This is a genomic window from Psychromonas sp. MME1 (assembly GCF_041080865.1).
Taxonomy (GTDB): domain Bacteria; phylum Pseudomonadota; class Gammaproteobacteria; order Enterobacterales; family Psychromonadaceae; genus Psychromonas.
In genome coordinates, this window is record NZ_CP160906.1 from 369162 (window position 1) to 388197 (window position 19036).

General features: G+C 43.9%; 18 protein-coding genes. All 18 read right to left on the reverse strand.

The annotated features are described in order from the left end of the window. Nucleotide 1: 1 nt before the first annotated feature. Nucleotides 2–1216, reverse strand: a complete 1215-nt coding sequence (locus AB2N10_RS01735) for a hypothetical protein (RefSeq protein ID WP_354624832.1) — start codon at nucleotides 1214–1216, stop codon at nucleotides 2–4. Further along, a complete protein-coding gene (locus AB2N10_RS01740; RefSeq protein WP_354624833.1) occupies nucleotides 1213–1374 on the reverse strand; it encodes a hypothetical protein in 162 nt (53 codons plus the stop codon). The genes AB2N10_RS01735 and AB2N10_RS01740 overlap by 4 nt, the downstream gene beginning before the upstream one ends. Beyond that, nucleotides 1374–2627: a hypothetical protein gene (locus AB2N10_RS01745; RefSeq protein ID WP_369434220.1), complete on the reverse strand. Its 1254-nt coding sequence runs from the start codon at nucleotides 2625–2627 to the stop codon at nucleotides 1374–1376. Before AB2N10_RS01745 ends, AB2N10_RS01740 begins: the two co-directional genes overlap by 1 nt. Further along, the gene (locus AB2N10_RS01750; RefSeq protein WP_369434221.1) at nucleotides 2548–4527 is read right to left on the reverse strand and encodes a hypothetical protein; all 1980 of its coding nucleotides are present in this window, start codon (nucleotides 4525–4527) and stop codon (nucleotides 2548–2550) included. The genes AB2N10_RS01745 and AB2N10_RS01750 overlap by 80 nt, the downstream gene beginning before the upstream one ends. Then, nucleotides 4528–4911 carry a hypothetical protein gene (locus tag AB2N10_RS01755; RefSeq protein WP_354624836.1) on the reverse strand — a complete coding sequence of 128 codons (384 nt, stop codon included), beginning with the start codon at nucleotides 4909–4911 and terminating at the stop codon, nucleotides 4528–4530. A 92-nt stretch (nucleotides 4912–5003) separates the two neighbouring features. Then, on the reverse strand, nucleotides 5004–8765 hold the full coding sequence (locus tag AB2N10_RS01760; RefSeq protein WP_369434222.1) for a tape measure protein: 3762 nt from the start codon (nucleotides 8763–8765) through the stop codon (nucleotides 5004–5006). A 13-nt stretch (nucleotides 8766–8778) separates the two neighbouring features. After that, the gene (locus AB2N10_RS01765; RefSeq protein WP_354624839.1) at nucleotides 8779–9540 is read right to left on the reverse strand and encodes a hypothetical protein; all 762 of its coding nucleotides are present in this window, start codon (nucleotides 9538–9540) and stop codon (nucleotides 8779–8781) included. Next, nucleotides 9537–9962, reverse strand: coding sequence for a hypothetical protein (locus AB2N10_RS01770; RefSeq protein WP_354624840.1), 426 nt, complete (start codon nucleotides 9960–9962; stop codon nucleotides 9537–9539). Before AB2N10_RS01770 ends, AB2N10_RS01765 begins: the two co-directional genes overlap by 4 nt. Further along, nucleotides 9962–10378 carry a phage protein Gp36 family protein gene (locus tag AB2N10_RS01775; RefSeq protein WP_354624841.1) on the reverse strand — a complete coding sequence of 139 codons (417 nt, stop codon included), beginning with the start codon at nucleotides 10376–10378 and terminating at the stop codon, nucleotides 9962–9964. Before AB2N10_RS01775 ends, AB2N10_RS01770 begins: the two co-directional genes overlap by 1 nt. After that, nucleotides 10378–10944 (reverse strand): HI1506-related protein, encoded by a 567-nt coding sequence (locus AB2N10_RS01780; protein WP_354624842.1) that lies wholly within the window; start codon nucleotides 10942–10944, stop codon nucleotides 10378–10380. Before AB2N10_RS01780 ends, AB2N10_RS01775 begins: the two co-directional genes overlap by 1 nt. 69 nt (nucleotides 10945–11013) lie before the next feature. Continuing rightward, nucleotides 11014–11922 carry a Mu-like prophage major head subunit gpT family protein gene (locus tag AB2N10_RS01785; RefSeq protein ID WP_354624843.1) on the reverse strand — a complete coding sequence of 303 codons (909 nt, stop codon included), beginning with the start codon at nucleotides 11920–11922 and terminating at the stop codon, nucleotides 11014–11016. Continuing rightward, nucleotides 11922–13004, reverse strand: coding sequence for a phage protease (locus AB2N10_RS01790; protein ID WP_354624844.1), 1083 nt, complete (start codon nucleotides 13002–13004; stop codon nucleotides 11922–11924). The genes AB2N10_RS01785 and AB2N10_RS01790 overlap by 1 nt, the downstream gene beginning before the upstream one ends. A gap of 224 nt (nucleotides 13005–13228) precedes the next feature. Then, nucleotides 13229–13666 (reverse strand): phage virion morphogenesis protein, encoded by a 438-nt coding sequence (locus AB2N10_RS01795; protein ID WP_354624845.1) that lies wholly within the window; start codon nucleotides 13664–13666, stop codon nucleotides 13229–13231. Beyond that, nucleotides 13666–13899 (reverse strand): hypothetical protein, encoded by a 234-nt coding sequence (locus AB2N10_RS01800; protein WP_354624846.1) that lies wholly within the window; start codon nucleotides 13897–13899, stop codon nucleotides 13666–13668. The genes AB2N10_RS01795 and AB2N10_RS01800 overlap by 1 nt, the downstream gene beginning before the upstream one ends. Next, nucleotides 13892–15298, reverse strand: coding sequence for a phage minor head protein (locus AB2N10_RS01805; RefSeq protein WP_354624847.1), 1407 nt, complete (start codon nucleotides 15296–15298; stop codon nucleotides 13892–13894). Before AB2N10_RS01805 ends, AB2N10_RS01800 begins: the two co-directional genes overlap by 8 nt. After that, a complete protein-coding gene (locus tag AB2N10_RS01810; RefSeq protein WP_369434223.1) occupies nucleotides 15291–16883 on the reverse strand; it encodes a DUF935 domain-containing protein in 1593 nt (530 codons plus the stop codon). The genes AB2N10_RS01805 and AB2N10_RS01810 overlap by 8 nt, the downstream gene beginning before the upstream one ends. A gap of 8 nt (nucleotides 16884–16891) precedes the next feature. Next, entirely contained in the window at nucleotides 16892–18466 is a 1575-nt protein-coding gene (locus AB2N10_RS01815; protein WP_369434224.1) for a terminase family protein, read from the reverse strand. Next, nucleotides 18466–19035 (reverse strand): DUF3486 family protein, encoded by a 570-nt coding sequence (locus tag AB2N10_RS01820; RefSeq protein WP_369434225.1) that lies wholly within the window; start codon nucleotides 19033–19035, stop codon nucleotides 18466–18468. Before AB2N10_RS01820 ends, AB2N10_RS01815 begins: the two co-directional genes overlap by 1 nt. Nucleotide 19036 lies beyond the last annotated feature (1 nt).

Sequence of the window (19036 nt, forward strand, 5' to 3'; positions counted from 1 at the left end):
ACTACACCTCAACCGTTGAAATATCAAAAGCGCAAGTTTTTTCATATGAGTCACCACTTTGTGTGGAATTAACCGCTGAACACTGCTGCTCTATGTAAAGCAGTGAGTTATTTTTTTCTATGAATCCGCTGCTAATTCTCGCAATCACCTCTCTCAATATTGGCATTTCTCCTCTAATTGCACTGTCATGGTTATTAGTGTGACTAAGATAAGTAGACCCTGCTTTAGTTAGCACCATTTGATTTTCACCGCTAACGTAGAAGCCATTATCAACTACATTTGGCGATGACTGACTAAATTGTACATTAGCAGTAGAAGATGAAATAGATGGAACGTAAGCAACACAATCGCCAGACTGCTGGTGGTGATCCCTAGCTATTTGACAATAATTTGCGGCAGTCCCTTTGTAACCCCAAGAATTACCAGATAACTGAGTGGATTTAGCGTGTCCACAAAACATTACAAAATGAAAGCGATCTGCCACACGATAAGAGTCGATATAACCTGCCGTGTACCCACAATATCTGTATTGTTGATGAGCCATAGCTGGTAGGTAGTTAAATATCGAACCATTGCCAATCAATTGCCAAGCAAAACGATCAGCTCCATTCCCGTTTATATTTACCTCATTATCACCACCGCTTTGCCAATAATCTGCGTTTTCATTAGCTGTAAAGCATTTAGTCCATGTGTTGATATCAACTACATCAGTAACCATGATTACTCTTGCTGTGCGCCCATAACCTACTTTTACACCGCTATACTCGCTGTTATCAATATATAAGCTAACGTCACCCTGATCGCCTTTTGGTGCGTAAATAACCTGTTCACCATTGCCGCTTTCATGTGTGATTTCCCATCCTAGCGATGGGTATTTCATGCTTGAGCCAGTTGCGTCACCACTTGGCACTGTGTCTAACTCAAACCAAACGTTGTTTGTATCGATCAACATAATGCGGTGCTCACCGTTATAGTCTGCAACACTGGCGTTTAATATTTCAATGACGCTGTGCTTTTGGAACTTATGACCACTCGCAAAAGTTGCTTTAGCCCATCCTTTTGTTGCGTCAAACACTAACGAATCACAAACAGTCTCGCCAAACCCTGTTACCAAAACAGGTGTTAACGTATTTATCAACTGTTTTAGACCGTATGCTTCATGCGTTGGTGCGCCTTGCATTTTGTCGTTATAAAACTTAACTGGATATGTTTTCATTGTGTAATTTCCTTGATAATTTCTACTGCTGATTTTGGGATTGAACGAGCTAGGTGTTTTGATTTAACGAATAAATTCTTGTTGTCTACATCGCATACCACATCAACAACAGCATTGATGGAAAAACCAAACCCTGCTTTTTTTATTTGTGCTTTCATTAGGCAACCTCTTTATTGATATTGCCGCGTATTTGCAGAGCAAAAGTGTCTGTATCTATCGGGTTTTCTGACTCACCTTGTAAGATAGTGCGGATAACATTAAGCTGATAAACAGCGCCAATGGAATTAAATCGCAATACATTATTGGTCGCCCAGCCCGTTCCCCAGCCTAATTTATTGAGCGTAAAGTACGGTTTGCCGGAAATTGGATTAATAGGCGCAAAGTTGGTATTAACATCCCCCACGGCAATTTGTCCTATATGTTCACCAATCAATTTAAAGTTTGTGCTGGATGTGAAAACAATGGCCATGCGCTCAGTGATTGCACCGTCATTAGTCATAATTAACGGGTAAATAGTGTCGTTATATTCAGCGGCAGGTTCACCACCTATGAGTTCATCACTAAATTCTCCAGTCCACGTTGATTGATCAAACAGATTTGTGTATCTCGCAAACAAATCACCGGCAATCAACACACTGGAAACCATCGCTTTATCGGCATCGTAGGCATGAGTTAATGGCCGCGATGTTTTTAAGCGACCGGAAATATCAACATCCGTCACTAAGAACATATCTTCAAATCGGTAAGTAATAGTAACCGCACCTTCCGTTGTAAATGTTACTGTTCCGGCATCTAAATCGGCAGTGTAATCGGCACCGGTTACGGTTAATTCTGTTAGTCGGACGTGTGGCAAATTAACAACTTCATTAACGGCAACGGTTTTTGTAATTGTTTCATCCTGGTGAATGACGCACACATCGCCCTTACTGAAAATAACTACACGGCCATCGCTCGGCAAACGAATTGGATCGAGTCCTAATTGGTCGGCATCAAGAGGCAAATAGTTGTACGATACACAATTGTATTTGATGGAACTGCTATCAAGCTGCATCGAGTTAACGATTTCAACCACACCTAACTGATAATTTATTTTGCCGCTAAATCCGTTACCTAAAATATTACCATCGGCATCAACGGTACAGTTAATAGGTGTACCATCAGCGGCAATCGCGTTTATTTGTAATGAAAGAGAGGCAACGGGATTTCCTGCTGTCACAAAAGCGAGATCTTGTGTTTTATCTGGTAACGCCGCTTTTAGTAAACCAGCAACCAAGGCAACGTCTGTGCTGCCTGAGTCCCAGTACGTTAATTCACATTCACCGCTAACAAGGTTAATTGTTCCTGCTTGAGTTCCCCGCGTACAATGTATTACCAATCGTTGTATATGTAAGCCCAGCCAAGATAAATTCAAGCGAGGATGCCATCACATTAAAGCCACCTGTTTGGATATTAACGTTAATTGACACAGGCGTTTCAATATGAGTACCTACTTCAGAGCCTATATTAATATTGGTATACGCAATATTAATATGGTGTGGTAATGCAATAATTTCGCCCATTACGGTAACAGTCGTTAATTTGGTGCGTTTATAGGTGTCTTGACCATAAAAACTTAAACGGTTTTTGGTCCATTCAATCGCAATCGCTTCAACGTTAAAACCGGTATTAATCACACATTCACGGGTTTGGTAATCAATAGTACCAACCGCATTACCGTTGTAAGTTAGATTGCCGCTACCATCATCAATAATATGAACTTGAATAAATTCATCTTGAAAATTTTCTCGTCCATCGGTAACAAGATAGCCTGCTGGTGAAACGGGGTAATTTATCTCAACAGAGTTAGGGCTAATGTCTGTGCTGCCATCTAATGTAAAAGTTAATTTATTGTTTGATGGATTCAACGGCAAGTTATAGCTGTTATTATTCGCCTTATTTGTCCAATCAAATTGATAAGCGGTTCCAACCGGTGGCAAGGCATTGGGTATTAATGAAACTTTTCTCCCTCGAACGACGCCCGCTGCATCGCCGCTAATAATGTTATTGCTCACGGTTGCCATTTTATCATCCCACGTAATTGTTAACGTGTCGGCTTGCGGATAGCTTGGCAGATTAACGTTAAATCCTGCATCAGCGGCAATATCAGTGATTAGTCTTGTTGTAATACTGGTATTGGCCCACTGGTATAAGATAGGGCTATCTACATCAGGCAATGCGCCAAGTGTGATTGCAATATTACCGAATTCATCGAGCTGTCCAGTCCCATAGCTTTCGTCAAAACCTTCCAAGACTCCGTCCCCGCGGTCGCGTAATTCATACCATTTCCCCTGTACCATGTATGATACTATTACAGTACCTAGGGATGGTGTAGGAACAAGAGTTTGCGTGTAAACATAGCCTTGATTCTCTTTGGTAACTTGTAATAGCTGCGATTCGAGAGAAACAGGTGCTAAAACGCTGCGCGTCCCTGCCGAATTGCTTTTAATGGTGATCTCCATCGTATCAACAATGGGTTTGTTTACATGCGCGGTTTCAATTAACGCGCTCGGTACAAGTTGATTATAAACACTCGGCACCGTGACTTCGTTAGCTGCAAATTGGGCATCTTCGCGTAGCGGTTTTACGCTGTAGTATTTTGCTGCATCGGCAACCATCGTTTCATAACACGCGCTATTACTGCTAATGGGATCATACGGACTGGGTTCAACACCTTTGAATGTATAACGTAGCGGTTCGGATATTTCACAAGTCACAACGCGGCGGGTGAAATCTGGCACACCGGGATAGGAAAAGCTTTGAAGCGCTGATTGCACATTCACTATTTTAACGAATTGTTCATTACCTGTTTGTTTGTCGGTTGCCACTAACACTTCACCGCTAACAGGTAATTTGATGCCGATGCGCTGAATGAGACGGATAGAGCGAGAGCCTTTTAATTGATCGTACATCAATTCCCCTTGCCATTTTACGCCGCGCGCAAGATAGCTTTCGATAACGTTGCGGGACTCGTCACGCATAACGTAAGGTGAATTTTGGCTCATTAACGTGATAGAAACATTGGGATCGTCTGGTTGCTTTAATACGCCAACAGTCGCACCAAAATAAGTCTCAGCCAAGGCACTTTTAACCGCAGCATGAACGCTACGAATATTGACTACGCCGTAGGCTCTATCGAGGTCGGATACATCAGGAAAGATACTATTATGCTCGCCTGAAATTATCTCATTGCCCGTCATTTCACCGCCGCCATCACTTTCATCGGTCATGACTTTGGAGGCAAATAGTTTTATATCTGATTTGTATATTGGCATTTAATCTAGAACCTCAATTAGTTTAATAAGTGGGAGCAGGTAGATATCGTCGTCAGTAGGTTCGTCGGTGTGTTCAACTAAAGGGGTAGCAACAAAATGCTCTGCATCTGCATAATCCCAACGCACGTTGTAAATCGTGCCGTGATAGCTGAGTTGCATCATTGTTGGGGTAAGGCGCAATGCACTGAGTAGCTTTATTTTTGAATATGGGGCCCAGGCGTTGCCACTGGTCAAAACAATCGGGCGTCCATCTTTCATACGCCCACGGTTTAGCACCAGTCGGCCCGTAATAGAGGGCTTGCCTTCTTGTTTAATGGGGCAGTAATTCAAATCAGCTTGCCATCGCAAACCATCTGGTAGTTCAATGCCATCTAATGAAATCATGCAATACTAAATCCTATATTGGTGTGGAATTAGTATTGCAAAAATGGAGGGGCGAGGGGGATTGAGGCGCTTCGTGATGATGCGTAAAATGATTATATAGTTGTTAATTTACTTTGTTGTAACAAGCGTAATAAATCATCTTTACCCGCCTCATTGGTTTGAATATTCGCTGACTGAGAGCCAAGCTCTAACTTTACTACCACAGTTTGCTGTGACGCTGAAACAGGTGATGAAATATTGGCGTTTTGTGCTTGAGTTTGATTTTTATTTTCAGTTTTAATTGCCGTTAGCTTTTGTTTGTATAGCTGTTCTGTTAAACGAATTGCTTCTTTTAAAGAATTAATCGATTGTGTATCTTGATATAGCTTTGCATCACGTAACTGGTTATTTAATGAAGCTAATTTAGTTTCATACTTACGCTTTTCGATAGCTGCTTCATTACCAGCAATCCGATCAACTTCATCCTGAACACTATTTAATGCAGACTCAGCACTGGCTTTTAGTGATTCTAGTTTTTGACGCGCGCTATCTAACTGGCTATGAAGCGCAGAAAGCTGACTTGAATCTAAACGGTTTAAGCTACCAATTGCATGCTCAGTATTATTAATCATTGCCAGTGTTGGGTTTTCAGTCGCCCCGAACGCTTGCTCTAATTCACGTAGTGTTTTTGTTTGGCGTGCAATTTTCAGAGATTGCTGGTCAAGCACAATCTGATCGCGAGCCATATCACTAAACCACTCACTGTGAACTTGACGATTCTGGTAAATACGTCCCTCAAGCTCTTCTATTTTATCCGCTAACCCGCCAATACTCAGCTGTGTTAAGTCGGCTTGGTCAGCGACCGCCATGAATGCGCCAGCCATTGAAACGCTTGCATCAACTGTGCGGTTGGTAACATTAACAATAATGTCACCACCTTCTTTTACCGCTTCACTGGTATCCTTTGTCGCATTACGCTCTTCAACGGCAGCATCAACAATACTTTTGCTGGCTGCAGCTCGGTTTATATATTTGTCCCTGTTTTTATCGAGCTGCTTGCCTTGTTCGTTTAGTGCTTTATTTTGCTTATCAATTTCAAGCGTGACGCCTAAAATAGCGGCTTGTTGCACTACTGATTGGTCAACGCTTCTGCCTTGCGCTGTTGCAGCTTCTATTTCAGCTTCCGCCCAGGCTAACACCGCTAACTTATGATCGTTCGTATTAGCAGAATGGATTTTAATCTGTTCGTAAGCTTGTTTATGACGCTCCGCGGTCAGGGCTAATTTTTCAGCGGAGGTGATACCCAGTAAGTCATAAGCGCCGGTTAAATCCTGCGCTTTTACTTTGGTTTCTAATAAACCAAGGGCTAACTCATCGGCTGACAACTTGGCAGATTTTGCGTAATTCTCCCATGAGGTGCTTAATTCGTTTAAATCGGCCTGTGTTGAAACCTTATTTAAAGCCGCATTAAAGGCAGTTTTAATAACAGCAGAAGAAGCATTTGCGTTACTAACAATCGCATCAAAGGTATTGACAATATCAACGCCCATATCGGTAAATTCACCATTTACCACCTGAGCATCGACAGCGACTTTCTTCAGTGCAGAAGACAAACTAATTGTTAATGTATCGCTTAGTTCGTCCGCACTTAAATGGCCTTGCTCAAAGGCTTTATGTGCTGATTGCTGAAAAGCAAGTAACTGCGTACCCGTTAGATCCTTTAATTTATCAATTAATTGGCTTTGTAACTTATTACCTAACTGGTCACTACGACTGTTTATCTCATCTAGCGTGCCAGTTAATGTTGCTACTTGCTCAATGGATGCAGGGTTAAACTGAATAAAAAATTGTTCCGCCCATTCGCCTAATTTGTTCGATGATGCGGCGGTTTCTATTGCGCTAACTTGATTGGTGATAGCAGTGCTAATCGCATCAATCTGCGCAAGCATTGGGCTAGCATCAAGGATTGCTTGTTTTTCTTCTTGGCGTGCTTTTCTAATCGCGTCTGCTTTCGCTTTGGCTGCGTTCGCTACATTGACGTAAGCATTTGCAGTGTTATCCCACGCAATCACCCCCTGCTCAATCAACTGGTCAAGCTGATCGATATCTTTGATGGTGATGCCAACTTGTTCACTGAATTCTGCGAATTTGGCTTTTACTTCTTTATTTGATTCAACTAAACGAGCTTGTGACTCTTTAGCCGCATTGATGGATTTGTCATAATCAATGAGGTATTTAGTCACTTCGGTGATTGCAAAGTGTCCTGCCGCAATCGCAAGGCCGATACCACCAATTGAAAGGGTAAATGCTTTAGCACTACTCGCAGTTGCCAGTAATCCTGCACTGTATCCAGCTAATGCAGTCGTCGCGGTTGCTGCGCTACTAACGAACCCACCGAACATAGAGGCTAATTTGATGCCTAACACCACTTTTGCAAGCGTGGCTAATTCCTCACGCCACTCATAAACAGTCACTAGCCCATTTTTCAGGGTTTTTAATGTGCCTACAATCGCATCGCTTATCTCTTTGGCATAGGTTTGCAATGAACCATCGGCGGCCATCTCATCAATCGCAGTGCTAATGCCAGACAGCTCCGCTTTGAAGGTATCAAGCAGACCCGCTTTAGCGATGGTATTTTTAACTTTATCAATGTTGTCATACAAGTTAGAGACAATGCCGTCCCAGGTGGTCATCATCGCTTTAGCACTACCAGCCGATGATTTTGCCATCTCATCAATCAGCAGTTTCATCTCTTTACGGCCGATTTGACCTTTTTCGCTCATTTTTTGAAGTTCAGCGGTGGTTTTTCCTAGCGCCGTTTCAAGTAATGACCAAACAGGGATGCCGCGCTCAACGAGCTGGTTAACTTCTTCAGCTTGTAGCTTTTGTTTGCTCCATGCTTGGCCAACGGCTAATACAACACCTTCAAGCTCTTCTTGACCTCCGCCTAATTTTGAGACTGAATCGGTTAATGCCTGGAGCGTGCCATCCATCGGATCGAGTCCGTAGGCTTTGGCTTTAATGAATGCTTTAGTCACACCATCTAATTGCAGTGGCGTATTTTTAGCAAAGTCTTTCACCCACTCGGTTGCTTTATCACCCGCTTCAATACTGCCCATGATGCCACGCATCTGTGTATCTAATTTTTCAAACTTACCACCCGTTGCTAATAGGTCTTTAATGCTACCAGTAACGGTATTAATACCCACATAGGCAGCACCTGCAGCAACCAACCCTGTGGTAATTTTATTGAGTTGACCGTTAAAGCCTTTACCACCCGTGGTCACTTCTTTGAAACTTTGGTTAGTTTTCTTATTTTTAGTGGTAAGTTTTTCTGTTGAAGTGGCTGTTTTATCAAGCGTGCGTTTTTGATGTTCAAGCTCATTGCTTAACATCTCTGCCCACTGGTCAGTAGCGCGCAACTGGATAGCTAACTGCTTTTGGGCGTTATTAAGCTGATTGGTCTTAATACCAGATTGCTCAAGCTGTCCGCGCATCGCTTGTAATGATTGGGTTTGCTGCTGTTCTGCGGTTTTAAGTGCAGTGAGTTTTTTCTTGGCATCGTTAAATGATTTGCTAAGCGCTTTAGTGGGTTTATCAGTTTCGCCCATTTCACGGCCTAATGCCGTGGCTTTCGCTTTTGCCTGTTCAAGCCTAGCGGTGGTTTCACCCAGCTCTTTTTTAAGCGAACGAAAAGAGGCGATTGCCCCTTTTTGTTGCTCAAGTTCATTTATCCTCGCCCCTAACTGCTTCGCCTCACCGTGGGTGTGCTGTGCCTCTTCACCTAGCTCATCAATCAAACCAGAGAGTTTTTTAAGGCTTTCACTGCCAGTGGTGCGCGTATCAATATTAAGGGATAAGGATAAATTACTCATGACGACTCTCTACTTATGCATCCGTTTCATCAAAGAAGTACGGAGCCACACCTTGTGCGCTCAATTCGATTTGGCCCGATAGCTCGGTGCTGACAAAATCACCCGCCATAAAGTCCGTGCCGTTACTAGCTGAAAGCGTACATTTACCCACGGTAAGCTTAACGTTTTTGCCATTAGCAAGGTTTTGACCATCTAATAAAACACGGTATTTAGTGCCTAATGCAGCGCCTGCTTTAACACGTGTGCCGGTGATCGCATTTGAGGTGGCAGTGATTTTGATGTTACCGCCATCTTCCACTGCGCCGCCTGCAATCGGCTTGACCATGCCCATCTGGTAGTTGATTTCAATGTCGTCACCAACCACTAACGGTGCATCGGCATTATCAGTGTCAGTAATAACCAATCCATCAGAAACAACATTGCTCAGTGAAAACTCTGTCCAACGATTTTTTACTAAGACTACCGACTCTTCAGTGATACTACCTGCGCCAACATTGATCGCTTCACTGGTCCCATTAAGGGCAATTTCAACTACTTCAGTGGGTTGTTCATCGAGGGCAATACTAATTTCTGTTGCGCCAGGAATCGTTACACTATCCGCTGTTTGCCCAAAATTGGCTTTTTTAGTGGATTTACGAGTTTTATCTTCACTGGTGGGTTTAATTTCAAGTTTAGTGGTATTAATCGGTCCGATTAAGCCACCGCCGATACCTTGGGCGTTTAGCTTCTCAAGGTAAAAGTTACCTGCACAGAGCAGGCCTGTAGATTCACTCATGTTCGTTTTCCTTTAATGGTCATGTGGGTTGTAAAAAGTAAGGGAAAATAGCCGTAGCCATTTTTGTAAAGGGGTGGCGTGCCTGCGCTTTCACGGTGTAAATTGGTGAACTCAGGGGCAGGCTTCCAGCCTTGTAATTGCTCAAATACCTTGCCCATTAATTCACCCGCTTCTTGCTGAGCATCACGGCTATCAAAGGTCTGCACCGCAATGACCACCATCCAGCGTTGTTTGATTTTGCTGATAACACCGCCTTGGGCTGTTTTATCAATCGCATCACCAAGGTACACAACATGCGCAGCAGGGGTACTAAGGTTCTCTTCCGTGACTTTGCTGAGCTGTTCGCCTGATAGCACATCAATAAACTCGGTGATATCGGTTAAACGCGAGATCAACAATTCCCCCAAGGCTAAATAGTTCATCAGATAAACCCTTTTGAGTCAGCACGCCCAAACAAAGTGCCTGCGGATTGTATTTCCGCCAGATCATTACTTTCGGGAGTGCTGTTATCATCGGTAAGTCCTAATGATGCTTGTCCAGTGCTAACACTTTTCAGAAAGCTAATCGCTTCGTCGTAACGTGTTTTGATTTGCTCTGGCGCGTTACTGTCATAGAGAAAGTAACGACTCATATCCGCACACAAACGGTTCAGCACGGTGGGAACGCTAATAAACGGCAGTGTATAACGAGAGGCTAAATAACCGTCGATACGGTCTGTGGCATCCGTAATGGCTTGCTCAACCTGCGTGGCATCAAAGGAGTTATCATCAGCTCGCGCTAATTTGTCTAGCTCTTTTTGGCCGAACCGCTTAGCCATCTCGTTCACACTGCAATACATTAGGCGTTACCTTCGCTTTCTGAAGTTTCACTTGTCGCAGGCTCAGTTTCAGGCGTTTCAACGTCTGTTACTTCGTCTTCTGTCACGTCAACTTCTGGTGATTCCTGCTCTGCCTGATAAGTGGGATTTTCTTTTAACCAATTCCACGCTTCATCACGCATTGCTGCACTGATTTGCACATCATCTTCAATCGCATTTTCTAAACACTTTGTAGTAGGTGCGCCTGAGCCTGTCAGCTCTAACGTGCCTGCACGTTGTAACCATTGCATGATCGCAACAAGAAACGCGATACTTTCAGGTGGTACAACTACAGGTGGTAATGCGTCACCTGAGCCATCACCTTCTACGCTTTGCTGTAGGCTGTTATTCCCTGCCACCAAGTCCGCTGACGTAGCGGTGTCTGCTTTATCGGCTCCTTGTAATACCAAGCGCTTATCATTTGTGATCGCGTGTATTTGCGCATCCGTTGCATCGTCGATGACGTTATCGCCTTTGTTAAAGACGAGGCCAGCACGACGATAGCCAGAATGGGAAGAATTAAAAACAGTAATACTTTTGTTAGCCATTTCATGTTTACTCCATGTTAAGTCTGAATTCCCACGCAAAGCATGGGAACTAAGTTAAAAATGTAAGGGTTAAAGGTAATCAGCCACCAGTAACTCAATTCGACCTTTGAGTTCATTAGAGCTATTTGCATCTAATTCACGCTCAAGCAAACGCGTAGCCACTTTTTCAAGTGAGGTTGGGACCACTAGAATCGTTGGTTTAATACCCAGTTTTTTACCACCATCGCCTTTAATAGCGCGCATTGCTTCAATCGCTTCCCATAAAGAATCACCGTTCAGTGTTTTCTTCATCGCAAAGGCCATTTGCCAGAAACCAAAGCCCACCGCACAACGTTTATCCACGCCGTAGCGGAACTCACGCGACATAAACACCGCTTCATCGTCATTCTTGGTCATTGAGACTAATGACGGTGCTTTACGATCTTGATAAATCAGTGGTTTAATAGCGCGAGAGGTATCCAAAATAAACCAAGGTGCACCGACATAAGCGCCATCGACAATCATGTTCGCCACAGACACATCCGCACCACTGCCATCAACGGCATCATTCACGGGGTGATCGGTATCAAAGAAGTTTTGTCCGTCATAACACAGGGTCGTGAAACCGGCGCTCAACATGCCAAACACTAACTCATCAGGATGAATCGCGGCGGCATTACCCATCTCTTGGAAGAGTGGCGAATAGATACCTAGCTCATCATCTTCGATATCGTTCTTATCAACACCGACCGTTGACTCGTAATCTTCGTTCACGATTTGGTAGCCGTGTGCTTGCATCGACTTGATTTGACGGTCGCCGACCCATTTAGCCAATGATGGAAATTTACCCAACCAGCCGTAGGTATTGCTTTTACTGCTTGATTTAATAACAGAGGCGATTTTAGTGTATTGCGTTTCTACACCCGTTAAGCCACCTTGGAATTCACGATTAAAGCCTGTGAACAGGGCTGAAATTAATGCAGGAGTTACTAACGCCATTATTTTTCACCTTTTGATTGAGCAAAGTCTGCATGGCTAATGCCTAATAAATCGGCTGCAATAACATCTTCTGCTGAGAGTTGAGCAAGACCAGCAACTTTATCTGTTGGGGCTTTGCCATCGGTTTGTGTTGCATTGAGTGCTGCAATCGGTACACGTACATCGAGTGAGGCCGTTAGCGCAGCAATACCGTGTTGATTGCCTAAATCGGTTAAATAACCCATTTCACTTTTACGAATTTTGCCTTCATCAAAAGCTTGCTTTACTAAGCCTTCAACCTGCGCTTTACCGCTGTTTGCACTGAGTGCTGCAAATTCAGTGTTCAAGGCGTTATAGGTTTCAACGGGCACAAACTTTGTTAAATCAACGCCCGTACTTTCTGCCGTTAACGCAACAAGTTGTGTCTTTAAGCCCTCGACCTTAGCGGCATCAGTTTGTAAATTATCCAGAGCAGAGAGCGCTGCCGTGGCTTGTTCGGGGGTGACATTGTTCGCATCGGGCAGGTCAATACCCAGTTTTGCGAGCATATCAATGAGCAGTTTGTTCATTGTTGCTTCCTTGTGTTGAGGTGAATTAATTAAAAGTTGTGCTGAGAGTTCAGCAAGGGGGGCCATGCCATCCACACCAGGACGATTAGTCAATGCCGCGCTGTGAAGGTAAGTGGGTTTGCCGGTCTCTGTGTCGTATGCAAAAACACAAGAGAGATAGCGGTATTCTTTGTTTTTGATGAATGCGAGGGCTTTGTCAGTAAAGCGAGGCTTCACAAATAGACCTTCACCTTCACGAAATTCAAGCTCAGTTAAATTGAAGTATCCCGATGCAGGGGCTGGGTTGCCATTGCTTTTAGCATTCAAGGTCTGGTGTTCGTAGTCGATAACCAAATCAGAAGCTTGGTGCGGTGTGCGCGCTTTCATCTGCTCGAAAACCTGCGCATCTAAATACCATTGACCAGTGGCAACATCATGAGGGCGACCATCAACCGCTTTAAAAAAGCCAGCAGGTAGCAGTTGATGCCAACCATCATTTACGTCGAGAATTTCAGCAACCAGTGCCGCGATGTTTGTGCTATTTAATTTTTTCATGAGGCTAGATTAGCGAGATTGCCAATCGAGTTGTGATTGAAGTGATTCAGGAAGTGCTATAAGGCTTTTTTGCGTAAAAATGGAAACAGAGGATTTTGCAAATACAATTTATATTAGAACCGCGTTTAAAACCCGTTTAAAAACGCTCAGATTTGTTTAACTATTTTTAAAGCGCTCGTTGTGTGGTTTTGTTGTTTGCGACGCTTAGCGTGCGATTTTGAGCTTTAAGCCGTTTGAATATAACCCACCAAGATATCGAGTACAGATTGCTCCTGTTCACTATTCAACCCCAACCATTCACGCGCAACGATATTGGCATCTTCTCGACCAAATTGGTGTGTCGCACCATAAACCATATTAGTACCAAAGCTGAGTTGTTGATCGCCAATCTGGTAAGTCAGCAAATCGGCAAGCGTTCCCTCTTCACGTAATATACGATCGGGTCGTTTTTTGTTTTTTAAGGTTTCAGCTCTCACCGCTTGCCAAGGTGTGCCATCGGGAGCTACTTGGTCTTTGAAGCGTTGCGCGTGAATCTCTTTAAGGTATTCACCCACTTCACTGAGTGCAGGGGTGAGGTTGTTGGTGCGGTTGGCGAGTTGTTGCAATGTATCAGCAATCGATTGTTGACCGACTAAATCAACTGAGAGGAATGCGCCTGCCATTATACGTTAAGCCCTAATGCTTCCATCTCTTCAATCGTGGGCGCTGGGCTCCAACGCTCAAACTGTTCAGGTGTGGCGCTGGCAATCAGTGCTTCAAAGCTCAGAGAAATGTACTCTTTTTCTTTACCTGTCGCTTGCGCTTCTAATGCTTCAAGCTGTTGCCATGCATCATCAGCTAAAGGATCTTGTTTAAAAATTAACTCTGACTGCTGTAAAAGAGAAAGCTTATTCATTTAATTTTTCCATCATATTATCAAACCATGCCACGATATCAGGCCAGTGATTGTTTAACTCATTACGATCTAAGACGTAAGCAGTAAAATGCTCTGCAAACCACTCTTTGCTGTCTTTGTTGGCGTAGCGTGTTAAGTATAAATCAGTTGGGCGCTCAGGAACGCCTAACTTGTAATGCACTTGATGCCCCATCTCATGTAGCCAAGTAAGAAAAACAGCCTCATTGTCATAGAGGTCACCGCCAGCCTCTGCAAAAGCATACCAACGTTCATCTCCATCATCAAAATGGTGACGACCTTTTTTCATAATACCTTGCTGAATAATCAGCTTAACATCATCAAGTATAGCTTGTGTATTCACCTTTTTAAGATCTGCGTTTAAAAAAGTGTTGATCACAATATGCTGAAAATCAGCACGGGTAAAGCCTAATGGTTTATTTGCTCTTCTCACAGTAAACAGTTTTAAAGCATCCATAGGTTCAACATCAAGGTACTTAGCAACGTCATTAGCAATCAAAGCCGCCTGTGCATTCAACGTCATTTCAGACTCTTTAATAAATAGCGTTTTGCGATTATTCTTTTTAATAAATGCACTTAACAGCTGAATTTGAGGGGCTGCATCCGTTAACATTAATTTATCTAACACATCATTTAAACGATGAATATCCACCTTTTCAACACTACTAAATGCCGTGGGCACAATCCGCTCTGGTGTTTGATAAGGTACGGCAGAATCGATCAGCTTTTGTTTTTGACGCGTTAATTGTTCGCTTGCATGAGGCGCATAGTCAAAACTTGGATCAATCCCTTTGGGCACTTTAATCACTTCGCCCGTTTTCTTGTCGATGTAATCAACCAGTTCAATATCAGGTGCTTTGTCATCTGTGCCTTTGCGTTTACCAGACACTTTACATTTACACCCCCAACCATTTGATGGGAAATGCGTTTGCCAAAAAGAATCATCTCTGGGCAGGGTCAGACCATGCCACGCTTTGTGCTGAATACGTGGATTAAAGCTATCGCCATGTTGGTACTGCCAAAATTCAAACTGTTGCAACTGTGCCCATCGGCCTGCGTTGTAGCTTTGGCGTAGGTTGGTATTGTAAATGATACGCGCACGCCAATCTTTATTACCCGTATGTTGCCAACCGTTCTTCTTTACGATTTCGTTAAACTCAGACTTAAACCAGCCAATGCCTTTGCCTTCACTAATGGCAATATCCACCGCTTTACGAAAACTATTAAGCAGATCGTTTTCCATTGCGCCAGCCACCATAAATGCGCTGTTATGGGCGTTGCCCCAAATATCGTCCCACGCTTCTGTGCTGATATTGAGCTTGGCCCGAAAGAAGTCTATCTGCTCTTTAAAGGGTAACGAGCCATAACGGGCGCTACTCATTGGCTTCGCTCTCTGCTTCATTTGCTACATCAGCACGACCCGCTAATTCACTGGTTGCCATCGCTTGCGCCATCAACTCCGTGACATCATCCAGTGATAAATGGGTATCTGCCAATAAGGTTTGTAACTCATCTAAGCTATTGGCTTGCTCAACAAGCTGGTAAATCGCTTGGTTCATCGCGTCTAGGTTATCACTCATCTGTGCGCCTAATTGTTTAGCGAACTGACTAGGGGCATCGTGCTCATCACTGAGTTGTTTAATTTTGTGAAGGGTTGCCTTGGCACTTAATGCCACTAACTCTGCTTGTTTTGGTTTAGCCGGCTCGACAGTTGGCGTGCCTAATATCGCCTCGTCTTTATCGGCAATCGGAATTTGTAATCTATCGTGTAACCAATTTACGGGAATACGTGCGCCTAAGCCAACCAATGCAGGTAATGAGTCAGCGACACTTTTCATATCATCAGGCTCAACCAGATTGAATTCAAAGCGTGGTAATCGGCGCTCTGATTGATACGTTGAGCCATTCATTACGTATAACGGGTAAACAATGTCACGGGTAATAGTGGCGGCTATCTGCTTTAAGTCGGAGTTACGAAACTCTAAGCGCACTTCGTTATGTACGTTACCTAATGCATTGGTTGATGATTTCCCATCGGCCTGTGAGGTCAGCGTTCCACCAATGATCGCTTTAGATTGTGACTTCTCACACCAGCTTATCATCGCTTCAAAGGGCTCAGCACCACCCACGGCAGCACTGTGAAAGTCCAGCTCCATGCCTTTGGGAATAATGCCACCCGCGTTATGCCCGATACTCATCACTGCGCGTAACAACGTGGCTTTTTCTTCTTTACTTGCTCCACTTGGGTACTTACCTAATCGCAGTGGCAAGCCATAAATCTCTAAAAACTCCGCTAAGTCACGCACCGATAAGTTTTTAAACAGAAACGGCCATGCGATTTGACGCACTAAACCCGCACGCCCTAAGTAGCCTGATTTTGCTTTATGTTGATGCACCACCCAACCGAACGGTTGTAATGCAGCACCCAATAGCGAGTTATCTCGAAGCATGATTTGCTCACGGTTTTCAGGGTTTAGCTGAAACCAAGACTGTGGGCGAAACAGCAAATCGTCAATTACCCATTGGTTATTGTCTTTACGCCATTTAATTTCAAGGCATGAAAACCCTTTAAAGATACCATCTGCCATGTCTAAAATGGCATCATCCATCAGCATCGAGTCATCTAGCGACTGCTTAATCATCTGCGCATCTTCAATTTCAGCAGGCGTTGCATCGCGTGGTGGGGTGATATCCCATTCAACACATAACAAAGCTTTGCGACGTTTTTCAACTTCACAGTACACATGCGCATCTTTTTCAAGAATGTCTTCAGCGAGTTCCATTTGTGAGATTAAATGACCGCTCTCCGCTTCTTTTAGAATGGTCGCCAGTCGCGTAGGTGTTAGCCCACTGGTTGGGTGCTCATCAATATGTTGATGCAAGTGTGCAAGCTGTGATTCATCGCTTTGTTGCTGCTCAAGCTGTTTGGTCGATTTAATCGGGTTACCGTGAATATCTATTAGCATTGTTTTTCCTACCAACCTCTAGGCTGAAATTCGTTAAAATCATCGTCATCGTTTGACGGGTCAAAGCGTGAAGCGCTTTCGGGAATCGCTTCAAACTCAATGGCGCTACCTTCCATCTCACTGGCACGATTTGCCATTGCCAGCCCAACGGCCATATCACCATGACGCTGTTTGCCGTCTTCACCTTTGCTTTTGCCTTTCTCTATTTTCGGTACACCGTTGATCACTTTGATATGGCGTAAATCATCAAGATTGTCGGCATGTTTAGGTAGCTGAATATTGCCATCTTCAAACTCGGCTTTAAGTTTGGGCATCCATTCGCGATACCATTTTTCATTGAGCATGATGCACTCGACCATCTCCGCGCCGTATTTCAGTAACGCTTGCTCGGCTAAATAACCGCCATTACCCGTTGCATCAAAGGCCATGCCCACTAAGCGAGGGATAGAATCGAGCATATAAAACAGTACTTGTCGCTGTTGGTCGTAGGTCAGGTTGCGCAGCTCTACTTGAAACGGCACGTGTTTGCTTAAATCTTTGCGGATTTCCATCGGAATCAAAACGGTTAAATCGCCTTTACGGGCGAAATCTTCCCCAAAGGAATGGCTATGGTCATCATTCAAGGTTTCAAGCAAGGGCGCTAAAACTTCATCGCACCATGTTTCAATTTCTAACTCGCGACGGTGCTTGCTCCACGTAATAAACTCATCGCCTGCTTCATATTTAACAATGGGGTAATCGGCGTTCATTGCCTGTTCAATGTGGCTTCGCAACAGGTAAGCGCCACCGCCTTGCTTGGGCACACAGTAATACTCTTCTAGCGCATCTTCTTTACTGGCTGTGGCTTTGAGTAGCCCTGCAATCCAATCGTCTTGCGCTTGTTGCGACCAGGGCTTTTTAGTGATTTGGCAGATACGTTTATAAAGCCCATCCGCGCAGGCATCATCAAGGGTGATGGTATGCACGCTGTAATCTTTTTTACCTGCTCGACTATCTTGAATCAGTTGGTTGAAGAGGTTATCAACGCTGTTGTGGGTACTGATTAAGCGAATTTTACTGCCCCACATAGTCAGGGCTAAGGCGGCTTTTAATACTTCCGCGAGTCTGTCATGAAAGGCGGCTTCATCAATGGTCACGTTACCTTGCATACCCCGTAGGTTTGATGGGTTACTTGATAGCGCTTGAATTTTAAAGCCACTGGCAAAGTAGATAACAAAGGTTAATATCTCCTTGTCTCCGCTTTTACCATCACCTGCATCGATGAATACTTCTTCTTGAATTTCGCCTGCGGCTTTATTGAATACCTTGGCCCACATAGCGGCTGCATCAATAAATTCACGCGCCATCTCTTTGTTTGAGCCAACGTAAAAATGATGACAACCACCGTGCGCTTTTTGTGCTGAGGCGGTCAATACTCCATCAGCTGCTTCCGCCCAAGTTAAACCGGTTCTACGTGATTTCTCGGCAATCTTTAAAGGTGATTCATCAGCAATCCAACGCTTTTGATAACCTAATAGCACTTCCTTTTCATCAAAAGAGGTGCCATCAAATATATTGGGTTTGGTAAGATCTGGTTGTGCCATTAGGCAATCCCTAATATTTCAGCTTTCAGCTGGTCAACGGCTTCTTTGGTTAAGCCAGCTGCTTTCACTACTTTATCAGCCACCGCGGCAGCTTCTTCTGCAAAAGCTTTGCGGATCTCTTTTTCACGCTTATGAGAGAGCATGGCGGTTTGCTCTAAGCGCTGACATGCAAGCATCACATCTTTAATCATGCCAACATCAACGTCAGTATCACCATCGCTGTTCATCATCGCTTTAAATAACTGAGAACGGCCCATTTCAAGCACTAACTTAGTGACTTCACCCGTTGGTTTGTCGCCCAATTCAGCGACCCATACTTGTGATATTTCACGCATTTCACGTAGGTTTTTACCTACTTTTTCCATCTTCGATGAATAGCGGTTAACGCCCGATGTTGAAGGTTTAATGCTTTCGTCATAACCTTGTTCGTCAATGTAGCTATGCACCGCCTCGACGATCTCTTTTTGTGAATGCTTACTGTTACGCAATAAGCTATCTAACAGTTTTTTAACGTCATCAGGAAGCAAATCAATTTTAGAGCGCTTTCCACGCGTGGCTTTATCGCTCATA